Source organism: Streptomyces sp. NPDC047042 (assembly GCF_040644035.1).
In the GTDB taxonomy this organism is placed as follows: domain Bacteria; phylum Actinomycetota; class Actinomycetes; order Streptomycetales; family Streptomycetaceae; genus Streptomyces.
In genome coordinates this window covers 25,216-37,944 of sequence record NZ_JBEYVP010000060.1, presented here as the reverse complement: position 1 = coordinate 37,944, position 12,729 = coordinate 25,216, and the positions used below count along the sequence as shown (strand labels likewise).

Sequence of the window (12,729 nt, the reverse complement as noted above, 5' to 3'; positions counted from 1 at the left end):
GCCGACGATGACTGATCACAAGCCCAAGACCATGGCCGAGCTCGGACTGTTCAGCGGTGTGCCACAGTACGAGAACTTCTCCCGCATCAAGGACTTGCTGGCGACCCGGGCCATGGCCCCCTCGTCGAACCCCTTGACGTGGCCACAGGGTGGCGCCATCGCGCTGCCGGAGACCTACACGTTCGCCGGCGAGTCCCGATCAGCCGAGCAGTTCCTCAAAGAGACCGATACCGGAGCGCTGCTCGTACTCATCGACGGCGTGGTGCGCTACGAGCGCTATCTGCTGACCGGAGGACCCGAGGTTCAGTGGCTGTCCATGTCGGTGGCCAAGAGCTTCGTCTCCGCCCTCGTCGGCATCGCGGTCGACGAGGGCCACATCGCGAGCATCGACGACGCCATCAGCTCTTACGTGCCGGTACGGCCCGGTTCCGCGTACGACGGCGTGTCCATCCGGCGTGTCCTGCAGATGTCGTCCGGTGCACGGTGGAACGAGGACTACAGCGACCCGGAGTCCGACATCTGGCGGCTCGGCGCTGCCATGGCCGGCATCGGTACGCTCGACGACTTCGTCGCCACCGCCGTCGCAGAGAGCGAGCCAGGCACCGTCTGCCGCTACAACTCCGGGGACACCCAGGTTCTGGGCGCGCTGGTGGCCCGGGCGACGGGCCGTTCGCTCGGCGAGTACATGCAGGAGAAGCTGTGTGAGCCCCTCGGCATGGAATCCACCGGCTACTGGATCGTGGATTCCGCCAGCAGGGAGATGGCCTTCGCCGGACTCAACCTGACCGCACGCGATTTCGCCAGGATCGGCGAGCTGTACCGCAACGGCGGAGTGTGGCAGGGCAAGCAGGTCGTCCCGGCGCAGTGGGTAAGCGACTCTGTGACCGTCGCGGCCGAACACCTTCAGGCCGGCAGGCCGTGGGTCGGTGGGCACACCTTCGACCTCGGCTACGGCTACCAGTGGTGGCTGCCGGCCGGGGATCGCGGTGAGTTCAGCGCGATCGGCGTCTACAACCAGTTCGTCTATGTCGACCCGGCGAGCCGTACCACCATCGTGAAGCTGTCCGCGAACCCCAGGTACGGGACCTCGGAGGAGGAGGCCGACAACCGCGACCTGGAGACGGTCGCTTTCCTGCGAGCGATCGCGTGGGCGGACCACTGACGTACCGGCGTGTCCGGCAGAGCTGGACGGCGACCCACAGTCTGGTGACCGGTGCCGCGTGGCCACCCTCCCGGGTGAGGCTGAGCACACGCATCACGCCCGCGCCCATGGGCACGGTGGTGGCGGCACCGTCGTGCGCCTCGACATGGCCGGTACAACGGCCGAAAAAGCCCCTCGCGGTCAGGGACGCTCAGCCGACTGCAGGCACGAGCCGGAGATCGAGCGTGGGCGGGATACCGCACGCAAGAACCGATTCCACTCATGCGGCGACTCGGGACAGTGCGGGTCGCCCCTTACCAGGAGGTGTGGTCATGCCCAACTTGGCGCACAACGTCGTGCTCGCCGCCGGGCGGTACCCGCACCGCCCGGCCCTGCGGCTGGGCGACCGGATCTGGACGTACCAAGAGGTGGACGCGGTGTCCGCCCGGGTCGCGGCGGCGCTCATCGCCGACGGGCTGCGCCCCGGTGACCGGGTGGGCCTGATGCTGCCGAACGTGCCTTCCTTCGTTTTCCTCTACTACGGAATCCTGCGGGCCGGTGGTGTGGTCGTGCCGATCAACCCGCTGTACAAGGCCCGTGAGGTGGAGTACTACCTCGCCGACTCCGGCGCCGGTCGCCTCTTCGCGGTGGACCAGGCCATGGCGGAGGCGGAACCCGCCACGCGCGCCACGGGCACCCAGCTGCTCCGCGTGGACCCGACCGACGTCACCACGGTGGTGGGAGCGCATGCGCCGCTGCCCGCGGTGTGCGACCGGAGCGGTGACGCGACGGCGGCCATTTTCTACACGTCAGGCACCACCGGCCGACCCAAGGGTGCCGAACTCAGCCACGACAATCTCATCCGCAACATCGACGTCGTCACCCGTCTCCTCGACCTCACCGAGCGGGACGTGGTGCTGGGCTGCCTGCCGCTGTTTCACATCTTTGGCCAGGGCTGTGCGATGAACACCGCCCTCAAGCAGGGTGCGTGCCTCGTACTGATGCCCCGCTTCGAGGCGGCGGCCGTGCTGCGCGGCGTCGCCGAGCACGGGGTGACGGTCTTCGAAGGCGTCCCCGCCATGTACGCGGCCCTGCTGGCAGAGCCGGGCGAGGCGGACACCTCTTCCCTGCGGCTGTGTGTCTCCGGCGGAGCCTCGCTGCCCGTTCCGGTGCTGCATGGCTTCGAGAAGCGGTTCGAGTGCGCGATCCTGGAAGGGTTCGGCATGTCCGAGTGCTCTCCGGTCGTCTCTTTCAACCACCCCGGCCGGCCCCGTAAGGCCGGCTCGATCGGTACACCGGTCGAAGGTGTCGAGGTACGCGTCCTCGCCCCCGACGGCACTCCGGTGCCCCGCGGCGAGACCGGTGAACTCGCCGTACGCGGCCACAATGTGATGAAGGGGTACTGGAACCGCCCTGACGCCACGGCGGAGGCCGTCCCGGACGGCTGGCTGCGCACCGGCGACCTGGTACGCGAGGACGAGGACGGCTACCTCTTCGTCGTCGACCGCAAGAAAGACATGATCATCCGGGGCGGCTACAACGTCTACCCCCGCGAGATCGAGGAAGTCCTCTACGAACACCCGGATGTGCTGGAGGCGGCCGTCCTGGGCATCCCGCACGACACCTTGGGCGAGGACGTCGCCGCCGCCGTCGTGCTCCGGCCCGGCGCCGCGCAACAGCCCGACGAACTCCGCCGATTCGTCAAGGAGCGCGTGGCACCGTACAAGTACCCGCGCACCATCCTCTACCTGGACGCACTGCCCAAGAGCCCAAGCGGCAAGATCCTCAAGCGAGAGATCACCCTGCCCCACTCATGACTCCCGCTCCAGGATCTCCCCAGGGATGGTCATCGGTGATCCAAGGGGAGCCGAACGCTGGGGGGAATACTGAGGTGGTCGTCAGCACCGCCCTCTGAACGGATGGAGCCCTTATGCGCAGCTCGGACGGCGATTCGGTGATCGTCCGCCGGGACGGCCCGATCGGCCGGATCGTGCTCAACCGTCCGAAGGTGCTTAACGCCCTCACCCACACGATGGTCCGCCGCATCGCCGAGACGCTTGACATCTGGGAACACGACGAACGGGTCCGACTGGTCCTTCTCACCGGCGCCGGCGAGCGCGGGCTGTGTGCCGGCGGCGACATCCGGGACGTTCATCGCGATGCCACAGCGGCCGGCGGAGAGGCGACCCGTCGGTTCTGGCGGGACGAGTACCGGCTGAACGCCCGGATCTCCTCGTACCCCAAGCCGTACGTCGCTGTCATGGACGGCATCGTGATGGGTGGAGGGATCGGCCTCTCCGCTCACGGCGCCGTGCGGATCGTCACCGAGCGGACCACCGCGGCGATGCCCGAGACGACGATCGGCCTCGTCCCGGACGTCGGTGGCACCTACCTGCTGTCGCGCGCCCCGGGGGAACTCGGCACCCATCTCGCGCTCACCGCAGGCTTCGTCGGCGCAGGCGATGCGCACCTGTGCGGCCTCGCCGATCATTTCGTGCCGTCGGCCGATCTTGATGCGCTCATCGCTGAACTGGCCGAAGACGACCTCCACCAGGTTCTGGCCCGTCACGTGCTGCCCACACCGTCCGCCGAGCTGGCCGAGCATCAAGGGTGGATCGACGAATGCTATGCGGCCGGAACCGTTGAGGAGGTGGTGTTCCGCCTTGTGCACAGCGGTCATCCCGCCGCCGCGAAGGCCGCCGTTCAGATCAAGGCCAAGTGCCCGACCGCCGTGAAGGTCACCTTCGCCGCGCTGCGGCGGGCTCGCGAGCTCCCCTCCTTGGAGGCGGTACTCGACCAGGAATACCGCGTCTCCTGCCGGGCCCTGGCCACATCCGACCTGGTCGAGGGCATTCGCGCACAGGTCATCGACAAGGACCGCTCCCCGCGCTGGAACCCACCCACCTTGCAGGACGTGAGCGACGCAGCCGTGTCCCGGTTTTTCGCTCCCCTTGAAGATGAGGAACTCGGGCTTTCCGTCACCACCGCCCCAAAGCGAGCCTGACTCCAAGCCCGAACGACCGACGTCATACGTCGCTGGAGCTCGCGAACGCCTTGAGGATGCGTTCGGCGCCGAGCGTGGCCGTCAACTCGCCCTCCCTGACCTGCTGTTCGAGATCAGGGGCGAGCGCGCGTACCGCCGGGTCGGTGTGCAGCCGGTCCAGGAGCTCGTCGCGGACCATGCTCCAGGTCCAGTCGACCTGCTGGTCGCGGCGCTTGGCGGTGAGGCGGCCGGTGGAGTCCAGCAGGGTGCGGTGCTGCTCGATCCGCTCCCAGACGGTGTCCAGGCCGGTCGTCTCACGGGCGCTGCACGTCAGCACGGGCGGGGTCCAGAACGCGTCCTTGCCGTGCATCAGCCGCAGCGCGCCCGCCAACTCCCGTGCCGCCGCCTGCGCGTCCCGCTGGTGCGGGCCGTCCGCCTTGTTGACGGCGATCACGTCGGCGAGCTCCAGGACGCCCTTCTTGATGCCCTGGAGCTGGTCGCCGGTACGGGCGAGGGAGAGGAGCAGGAAGGAGTCGACCATGTTCGCCACGGCGGTCTCGGACTGCCCGACACCGACCGTCTCGACCAGGATCACGTCGTAGCCCGCCGCCTCCATCACGACCATGGACTCGCGGGTCGCCTTGGCGACCCCGCCGAGCGTGCCCGCGCTGGGGGAGGGGCGCACGAACGCCGCCGGGTCCACGGCCAGGCGTTCCATCCGGGTCTTGTCACCCAGGATCGAGCCGCCCGTCCGGGTCGACGACGGGTCGACGGCGAGGACCGCGACCCGGTGACCGAGGCCGGTGAGCAGGGTGCCGAACGCGTCGATGAACGTCGACTTGCCCACCCCGGGCACCCCGCTGACGCCGATCCGCCGGGCCCGGCCGCTGTGCGGGAGCAGCTCGGTGAGCAACTCCTGGGCCAGCGCCCGGTGCCGGGGCCGGGTCGACTCGACGAGCGTGATGGCGCGGGCGACGAGGGCACGCTTGCCGTCGAGCACACCCTTCACATACGCGTCGACATCGATCACAGGTCGTGCCCGAGGTCGTCCGACAGTCGCTTGACCAGGTCGTACGCCGCGTCCGGGATCACCGTCCCCGGCGGGAAGACGGCCGCCGCGCCCATCTCCAGGAGGGTGGGCACGTCCTGCGGCGGGATGACCCCGCCGACCACGATCATGATGTCCTCGCGCCCCTCCTCGGCCAGCTGCTCCTTGAGCGCCGGTACGAGGGTGAGGTGGCCGGCGGCCAGCGAGGAGACGCCGACGATGTGCACGTCCGCCTCGACGGCCTGGCGGGCGACCTCGGCCGGGGTCTGGAACAGGGGGCCGACGTCGACGTCGAAGCCGAGGTCGGCGAAGGCGGTGGCGATGACCTTCTGGCCGCGGTCATGGCCGTCCTGGCCCATCTTGGCGACCAGGATGCGCGGCCGGCGCCCCTCCTCCTCGGCGAAGTCGGACACCAGGGCGCGGGTGCGGTCCACGGACGGGGACTCGCCGGCTTCGTTGCGGTACACGCCGGAGATCGTACGGATCTGGCTCGCGTGCCGCCCGTACACCTTCTCCAGGGCGTCGGAGATCTCCCCGACGGTGGCCTTGGCGCGGGCCGCGTTCACGGCCAGCTCCAGCAGGTTGCCCTCGCCGCCCGCGGCCCGGGTGAGCGCGTCCAGCGAGTCCTGGCAGGCCCGCTCGTCGCGCTCCGCGCGCAGTCGACGCAGCTTCTCGATCTGCTGGGTGCGCACCGAGGAGTTGTCGACCTTGAGCACGTCGATCTGCTCGTCGGTCTCCACGCGGTACTTGTTGACGCCGATGACCGGCTGGCGCCCGGAGTCGATACGGGCCTGGGTGCGGGCCGCGGCCTCCTCGATGCGGAGCTTGGGGATGCCCGCGTCGATGGCCTTGGCCATACCACCCGCCGCCTCGACCTCCTGGATGTGCTGCCACGCCTTGCGGGCGAGGTCGTACGTCAGCTTCTCCACGTACGCGCTGCCGCCCCACGGGTCGATGACCCGGGTCGTGCCGGACTCCTGCTGGATGAGGAGCTGGGTGTTGCGGGCGATGCGCGCCGAGAAGTCGGTGGGCAACGCCAGTGCCTCGTCGAGGGCGTTGGTGTGCAGCGACTGGGTGTGGCCCTGGGTGGCCGCCATCGCCTCGACGCAGGTGCGGGTGACGTTGTTGAAGACGTCCTGCGCGGTCAGCGACCAGCCCGAGGTCTGCGAATGGGTGCGCAGGGAGAGGGACTTGGCGTTCTGCGGGTCGAACTGCTTCACCAGCTTCGCCCACAGCAGGCGGGCCGCGCGGAGCTTGGCGATCTCCATGAAGAAGTTCATGCCGATCGCCCAGAAGAAGGAGAGCCGGGGCGCGAAGGCGTCCACGTCCAGGCCGGCTTCGCGGCCCGCGCGGATGTACTCCACGCCGTCGGCGAGGGTGTACGCCAGCTCCAGGTCGGCTGTCGCGCCGGCCTCCTGGATGTGGTAGCCGGAGATGGAGATGGAGTTGTAGCGCGGCATCCGCTGCGAGGTGTACGCGAAGATGTCGGAGATGATCCGCATCGACGGGGACGGCGGATAGATGTAGGTGTTGCGGACCATGAACTCCTTGAGGATGTCGTTCTGGATGGTCCCGGCCAACTTCTCGGGCGGTACGCCCTGTTCCTCGGCCGCCACGATGTACAGCGCGAGCACCGGCAGCACGGCGCCGTTCATCGTCATCGACACGGTCATCTTGTCGAGGGGGATGCCGTCGAAGAGCTGCCGCATGTCGTAGATGGAGTCGATGGCCACGCCCGCCATGCCGACGTCACCGGTCACGCGCGGATGGTCGCTGTCGTAGCCGCGGTGGGTGGGCAGGTCGAAGGCGATCGACAGGCCCTTCTGACCGGCCGCGAGGTTGCGGCGGTAGAAGGCGTTGGACTCCTCGGCGGTGGAGAAGCCCGCGTACTGGCGGATCGTCCAGGGCTGGTTGACGTACATCGTCGGGTAGGGGCCGCGCAGATACGGGGCCGCGCCCGGGCGGGTGTCCAGGAAGTCCAGGCCCTCCAGGTCCCGCCCGGTGTAGAGCGGCTTGACCGGGATGCCCTCGGGGGTCTCCCACAGCAGGTCGTCGCCGCCGGCCGCCCTCTTGAGCGCGGCCTGCCACTCGTCTGTGGTGCCTGTGGCGGCCGAGGTTCCGAGATCGATCCCGGAGAAGTCGGGGACGGTCATCGGGAGACCCCCAAGCGGTCGAGAGCGTCGGACAGTACGGAGACGGCGTCGCATCCGGCGAAGACATAGGAATCCACGCCGGCATACTGACCACGGCCGGCGAGGAACACATGCCGGGCGCCAGCGGCTTTGAGAGCCTGCGCCTGCGGCTCGGCCCACTCCTCGTACAGCGCGTCGCTGGAGCACAGACAGGCCTCGCTCGCCCCGCTGTCCTCGAAGGTGCCCTCGGTGACGGGCTCGATGCCGCCCGCCTGGAAGAGGTTGGCCGCGAAGGTGAGCCGCGCGGTGTGGGCGGCGGCCGGACCCAGCGCGGCCAGGAAGATCCGGGGCCGGGCGCCGGTCGCGGCCAGATGGGCGTCGGAGCGGGCGCGCAGCGCCTCGTACGCCTCGTCACGCCGGACCCGCGGCAGACCGCCGGACGGCGAAACGGGCGCGGGCTCGCGGACGACCGGCTTCTCCGCCAGGTGCGGGAACTCGCTGACACCGGTGATCGGCTCGCGGCGCTGGGCGAGCTGAATGCTTCGCGCTTCCCAGGTGTCAGCAAGGTCCTCTCTCAGGCGACCCGACCTCAGAGCAGCCGCCTGACCGCCAATCAACTCGATCCATTGGAAGAACTCCCAGCCCGCGTGGGCGAGTTCGTCGGTGAGCCGCTCCACGTACCAGGAGCCGCCCGCCGGGTCGATGACCCGGGCCAGGTGCGACTCCTCGATGAGGATCGTCGAGGTGTTGCGGGCGATGCGGCGTGCGAACGCGTCCGGCAGCCCGAGCGCGTCGTCGAAGGGCAGCACGGTGACCGACTCGGCGCCGCCCGCGCCGGCGGCCAGCGTGGCGATGGTCGCGCGCAGCATGTTCACCCACGGGTCGCGGCGCGTCATCATCACCGGCGAGGTCACCGCGTGCTGGAGCTGTGCCCCCGCGCCCGGCGCCCCGCAGACCTCGGCGACCCGGGCCCACAGCCGGCGGGCGGCTCGCAGCTTGGCGATCGTCAGGAACTGGTCGGCGGTCGCTGCGTACCGGAACTCCAGCTGCCCACAGGCCTGTTCGACGCTCAGCCCGGCCTCGGTCAGCAGCCGCAGATACGCCACTCCGGTCGCCAGTGAGGCGCCCAGCTCCTGCCCGGCCGAGCCGCCCGCCTCGTGGTACGGCAGCGCGTCCACGGTCAGCGCGCGCAGGCAGGGGTACTCCTCGGCGCACAGCTGGGCGAGCCCGGCGACGGGCGTGAAGTCGTACGTCTGCCCGGTACAGGCCTCGTGCCCGAGCGGGTCGGCGCCCAGGTTGCCTCGCGCCGCGTCCCTGGCGACGCCCCGCTCCTCGTACAGCCGCAGCAGCTCCCGCGCGGCGGGCTCCACGTCCCGTCCCGCGTCGAGCGTGACCGGCGCCAAGTCGAGGTAGACGCCGTCGAGAACCCCGGCGAGCGATGCCACCGGGATGCCGCCCTCGCCGACGCCCAGCCACAGCGAGGTGACGCCGTTCTCCAGGTCCGTGAGGACCGCCGGGTTGTCGGCCGCGGTGTGGCGCTGCCGTACGTCCCAGCCGCCGACCGTGTTCCCCTCGGCGCGGCCCGCGCGTACGAAGGGGGCGAAACCGGGGAGACCGGAGGCGGGCGCGGCGTCGAGCGCGGTGTACAGAGGCCGGGTGCGCAACCCGTCCTCCAGCGCGGTGGACAGGGCTTTCTCGGCCTGAGCTCCTTCGACGTCCTTGCCTGTCTTGCGCAGTACGCCCGCGACCAGGAGCTGCCACTGCTCGTGGGTGGGTGCTGGGAAGTCGGCGGCCAGAGAGAGCCTGTCGGGGCCGTGGACCGGATCACCGGCGGACAGCCTGGTGTGACCTGAGTGCGGGGGTCGTTCCATGTCACGTGTCTCTCGTCGCCCGTGTGGCTGTCCCGGCTCGCGGGCTGAAATGTGGCTTCTCCTTGGCGAGGAAGGCCCGGACTCCCTCCCGGAAGTCTGCGCTGCCGTACGCCTCCTCGATGAGTGCGTCGTCGTCCGAAGGGACCGCGTCGAGCGTGTCCGCCCGGTACAGGAGCTGGCGTTTGGTCGTCCGGAGGGTGAGTGGTGCGGCACGAAGCAGCCCCGCCACCACGTCGTCCACCTCTCTGTCCAACCGGTCTCTGGCCACGACGGACATCACGGCTCCCACCGCGTGCGCGCGTGAGGCGTCCACCAACCTCGACGTCAGGAGCATCTCGCGCGTCATCGGTTCACCGAAGACTGCGGCGCAGCGGGACACCAAAGAGGCGGAGAGCACGTTGCCGAGGGTCCGGGCGATGGGGTATCCGAAGCGGGAGTCCCGGGTGGCGATGCGCAGGTCGCAGTGGGTCGCGATGCCGAGCCCCGCGCCGACGCAGACACCGTCGACCGCGGCGATGGTGACCTGCGGCAGTTCGGCGATCGAACGGAGCACCCAGCGGACGCCTGCCTCGTGAAAGACCCCGGCCGCACCGTCCTGCATGGCGGTGAATTGTGCGATGTCGTTGCCTGCGGTGAAGGCTTTGCCTCCCGCACCCCGGATGACCAGGGCGCGCACCGTGGTGTCGCCCCGAAGTTCGGCACAGGTTTCCAGGAGTGCCTCATACATCCGGACGGTCAGGGCGTTGTGCCGCTCGGGGCGGTTGAGTACGAGTTCGACGACTCCTTCCGCCCGCCGTCGCAGCAGGGTGCCGTCGGCCAGCGCCTCGGTCTCCGTGTCATGCATCGTGGCCGTCCAGCCAGACTCGTACGCTGTCGTTGTGCTCGCCCAGCCGCGGCGGGGGGTTGTGCTTGCTGCGGCCGCCCTCGTCGAAGCGGACGGCGGGGCCGGGGAGTTCGATCTGACCGAGCGAGGAGTGGTTCACCTCGATCACGAGTCCCTGCGAGCGAGTCTGTGGGGAGTTGTAGACCTGGTCGAGGGTGCGGACCTCACCTGCCGGTACCCCGGCCGCGTGCAGGCGTTCCAGCCAGTACTCGGGCGGTCGCTGCAGCAGCTGCTTCTCGATCTTCTCGACGAGGTCGTCTCGATGTGCCGTGCGCTGGATGTTGGTAGCGAACCGCGGGTCGTCGGCGTCCAGCCCGACGATCTCGGCGAACTTTGCCCACAGGATGTCGTTGGCGACCGCTGCCTGGATCGCGCCCCCCGCGCAGCGGTAGAGGCCGTACGGGGCGATGGCCGCGTGGTGGTTGCCGGTTGCACGGCCCACTTCGCCTGCCACCGTGTAGCGGGTGCCCTGGAAGGCGTGCACCCCCACGATCGAGGCGAGCAGCGAGGTGCGCACTACCTTGCCGCGGCCGGTCCGCTCCCGTTCGTACAGCGCGGACAGCACACCATACGCACCCCACATTCCGGCCAGCAGGTCTCCGATCGGCACTCCGACCTTTGTCGGAGTGTCCGGATCCGGCCCGGTCAGGCTCATCAGGCCGGCTTCACCCTGGGCGATCTGGTCGTATCCGGGTCGTCCGCCCTGCGGGCCGTCGTGGCCGAACCCGCTGATCGAGAGGATTACCAGGCGGGGGTTGATCTCGTGGAGCCGTTCGTTGGAGAAGCCGAGTCGGTCCATGACACCGGGGCGGAAGTTCTCGACGAGGACGTCGCCGCGCCGCACCAGCCTGGTCAGCAGGTCGGTGCCCTCCGGGGACTTCAGATCCGCGGTGACGGACTCCTTGTTGCGGTTGCAGGACAGGAAGTACGTCGACTCCCGGGCGTCCTCCGGGCCGACAAACGGTGGCCCCCAGCCGCGGGACTCGTCGCCCTTGCCGGGCGCCTCGACCTTGATGACCCGTGCACCCATGTCGCCGAGCATCATCGTGGCGTGGGGGCCGGCCAGTGCGCGGCTGAGATCGACGACGACGAGTCCCTCCAGCGGACCTCGCGTGCCGGGTTCCTGGTGTGCGGTGCTCTGTGTCATGAGTCAGCGCCCCAGATTGACTGAGACGTGCTTGCGCTGTGTGTAGCTGTCCAGCATGCCTTCGAGGGAGAACTCCCGGCCGATGCCGCTCTGCTTGAAGCCGCCGTAGGACTGTCCCAGCACCTGCCCGCCGCCCTGGTTGACCTGCACCCAGCCCGCCTCCAGGGAGTGGGCGGTACGCAGGGCCGCTCCGAGGTCGTGGGTCCACACGAATCCGGCGAGGCCGTAGGAGGTGTCGTTGGCCATGCGAACGACCTCGTCCTCGTCCTTCCACGGGATCGCGCACACGACCGGGCCGAATATCTCCTCGGAGGCGATCCGCCAGTCGTTGGACACGCCCCCGAACACGGTGGGCTGGAAGTAGTAGCCCCGCGTGAGCGGGCCCTCCAGCGGCGGGATCCCGCCCAGGGCGACCTCCACACCCGGTTGCGCGATGCCATCGGACACGTAGTCGCTGACCCGCTCGAACTGCTTGCGGTTGACGATGGTGCCCATGTCGCTGGCCTCGTCGAGGGGGTCGCCGACCTTCAACGCCGCGAGCCTGTCGACCAGCTTGCCGAGGAAGGACTCGTAGATCGACTCGTGCAGGAACAGCCGGGATCCGGCGGTGCACGACTGGCCCTGCCGGAAGAACCGCATCCCGGCGATGGTGCCCTCGACGACCCAGTCCTCGTCGGCGTCGGAGAAGACGATCTGCGGGCTCTTCCCGCCGAGTTCGAGGGAAACCGGCACGATGCGCTCCGAGCCCTTCTCCATCACGCGGCGGCCCACCGCCGTGGAACCGGTGAAGGACAGCTTGGCGATACCCGGGTGCGAGGTCAGCGCCTCGCCCACCTCGGTGCCGTATCCGGTGACGACGTTGAGGACGCCCTCGGGAAGGAACTGCTGGCAGATCCTGGCGACGGCGAGAACAGCGAGCGGCGCGTCCTCCGCGACCTTCAGAACAAGGGTGTTGCCGGTCACCAGCGCGGGTGCGATCTTCAGCGCCGAGAGCATCAGCGGCGCGTTCCACGGCACGATGGCGCCCACGACGCCGTGGGGCTCCCGCCGTGAGTAGTCGAGGATCGTGGCGTTGAGCGGGATGCTCTCGCCCTTGGCTTCGCCCGCCACGCCGCTGAAGTAGCGGAAGGCGTCGACGACGAACTGCATTTCGCCGCGGGACTGGGTCCGCAGGGCGTTGCCGTTCTCCAGCGACAGCAGCCGCGCGATGCGCTCCTGCTCGGGCTCCAGGGCGTCGGCGATCTTCCGGAAGAGGTCACCGCGGTCACGGGGACGGAGGTCGCGCCAGGCGGGGAAGGCACGCCGGGCCGCGGTCACCGCCTTGTCGACGTCCTCGGCCCGGCCGCGCGGGACGCGGCCGATGATCGACCTGTCGCGGGGGCTTTCGACGTCGATCCACTCGCCGTCGCAGGCCGCGGTCCACTCGCCGGCGATCAGCATCTGCTCGTCGCCCACGAAGTACTCGGCTTCTGTCGTGGTCTGTTGCTGCGGGTTCACGGCTCAAGTCCAATCTTTCCGTCTGAG

9 protein-coding genes are annotated in these 12,729 nt (G+C 69.5%); 3 read left to right on the top strand and 6 right to left on the bottom strand.

Annotated features, from left to right (window positions below):
- Window positions 1-7 precede the first annotated feature (7 nt).
- The 3 genes from ABZ855_RS44165 (at window position 8) to ABZ855_RS44155 (ending at window position 4,145) form a co-directional block, all read left to right on the top strand.
- Window positions 8-1,162 carry a serine hydrolase gene (locus tag ABZ855_RS44165; protein WP_360818297.1) on the top strand — a complete coding sequence of 385 codons (1,155 nt, stop codon included), beginning with the start codon at window positions 8-10 and terminating at the stop codon, window positions 1,160-1,162.
- A 311-nt stretch (window positions 1,163-1,473) separates the two neighbouring features.
- Window positions 1,474-2,958, top strand: coding sequence for a long-chain fatty acid--CoA ligase (locus ABZ855_RS44160; RefSeq protein WP_360818294.1), 1,485 nt, complete (start codon window positions 1,474-1,476; stop codon window positions 2,956-2,958).
- Window positions 2,959-3,071: 113 nt separating this feature from the next.
- Entirely contained in the window at window positions 3,072-4,145 is a 1,074-nt protein-coding gene (locus tag ABZ855_RS44155; protein WP_360818291.1) for an enoyl-CoA hydratase/isomerase family protein, read from the top strand.
- A 22-nt stretch (window positions 4,146-4,167) separates the two neighbouring features.
- Here ABZ855_RS44155 and meaB read toward each other — a convergent pair whose 3' ends face one another.
- The 6 genes from meaB to ABZ855_RS44125 are packed head-to-tail and all read right to left on the bottom strand — an operon-like array spanning window position 4,168 to window position 12,702.
- Window positions 4,168-5,154 (bottom strand): methylmalonyl Co-A mutase-associated GTPase MeaB, encoded by a 987-nt coding sequence (meaB, locus tag ABZ855_RS44150; RefSeq protein ID WP_360818288.1) that lies wholly within the window; start codon window positions 5,152-5,154, stop codon window positions 4,168-4,170.
- Window positions 5,151-7,325 carry a methylmalonyl-CoA mutase gene (scpA, locus tag ABZ855_RS44145; RefSeq protein WP_360818285.1) on the bottom strand — a complete coding sequence of 725 codons (2,175 nt, stop codon included), beginning with the start codon at window positions 7,323-7,325 and terminating at the stop codon, window positions 5,151-5,153. The genes meaB and scpA overlap by 4 nt, the downstream gene beginning before the upstream one ends.
- Window positions 7,322-9,175: a methylmalonyl-CoA mutase family protein gene (locus tag ABZ855_RS44140; protein ID WP_360818282.1), complete on the bottom strand. Its 1,854-nt coding sequence runs from the start codon at window positions 9,173-9,175 to the stop codon at window positions 7,322-7,324. Before ABZ855_RS44140 ends, scpA begins: the two co-directional genes overlap by 4 nt.
- A 1-nt stretch (window position 9,176) precedes the next feature.
- Window positions 9,177-10,019 carry an enoyl-CoA hydratase gene (locus tag ABZ855_RS44135; protein WP_360818279.1) on the bottom strand — a complete coding sequence of 281 codons (843 nt, stop codon included), beginning with the start codon at window positions 10,017-10,019 and terminating at the stop codon, window positions 9,177-9,179.
- Window positions 10,012-11,205 (bottom strand): CoA transferase, encoded by a 1,194-nt coding sequence (locus ABZ855_RS44130; protein ID WP_360818276.1) that lies wholly within the window; start codon window positions 11,203-11,205, stop codon window positions 10,012-10,014. The genes ABZ855_RS44135 and ABZ855_RS44130 overlap by 8 nt, the downstream gene beginning before the upstream one ends.
- A gap of 3 nt (window positions 11,206-11,208) precedes the next feature.
- Window positions 11,209-12,702 (bottom strand): aldehyde dehydrogenase family protein, encoded by a 1,494-nt coding sequence (locus ABZ855_RS44125; RefSeq protein WP_360818273.1) that lies wholly within the window; start codon window positions 12,700-12,702, stop codon window positions 11,209-11,211.
- Window positions 12,703-12,729: the final 27 nt, after the last annotated feature.

What these genes read in the sequence shown, in the direction of transcription:
- ABZ855_RS44165 (WP_360818297.1), top strand. Translation starts at nt 8, where the DNA reads ATGACTGATCACAAGCCCAAGACCATGGCCGAGCTCGGACTGTTCAGC.
- ABZ855_RS44160 (WP_360818294.1), top strand. Translation starts at nt 1,474, where the DNA reads ATGCCCAACTTGGCGCACAACGTCGTGCTCGCCGCCGGGCGGTACCCG.
- ABZ855_RS44155 (WP_360818291.1), top strand. Translation starts at nt 3,072, where the DNA reads ATGCGCAGCTCGGACGGCGATTCGGTGATCGTCCGCCGGGACGGCCCG.
- scpA (WP_360818285.1), bottom strand. Translation starts at nt 7,325, where the DNA reads ATGACCGTCCCCGACTTCTCCGGGATCGATCTCGGAACCTCGGCCGCC.
- ABZ855_RS44140 (WP_360818282.1), bottom strand. Translation starts at nt 9,175, where the DNA reads ATGGAACGACCCCCGCACTCAGGTCACACCAGGCTGTCCGCCGGTGAT.
- ABZ855_RS44135 (WP_360818279.1), bottom strand. Translation starts at nt 10,019, where the DNA reads ATGCATGACACGGAGACCGAGGCGCTGGCCGACGGCACCCTGCTGCGA.
- ABZ855_RS44130 (WP_360818276.1), bottom strand. Translation starts at nt 11,205, where the DNA reads ATGACACAGAGCACCGCACACCAGGAACCCGGCACGCGAGGTCCGCTG.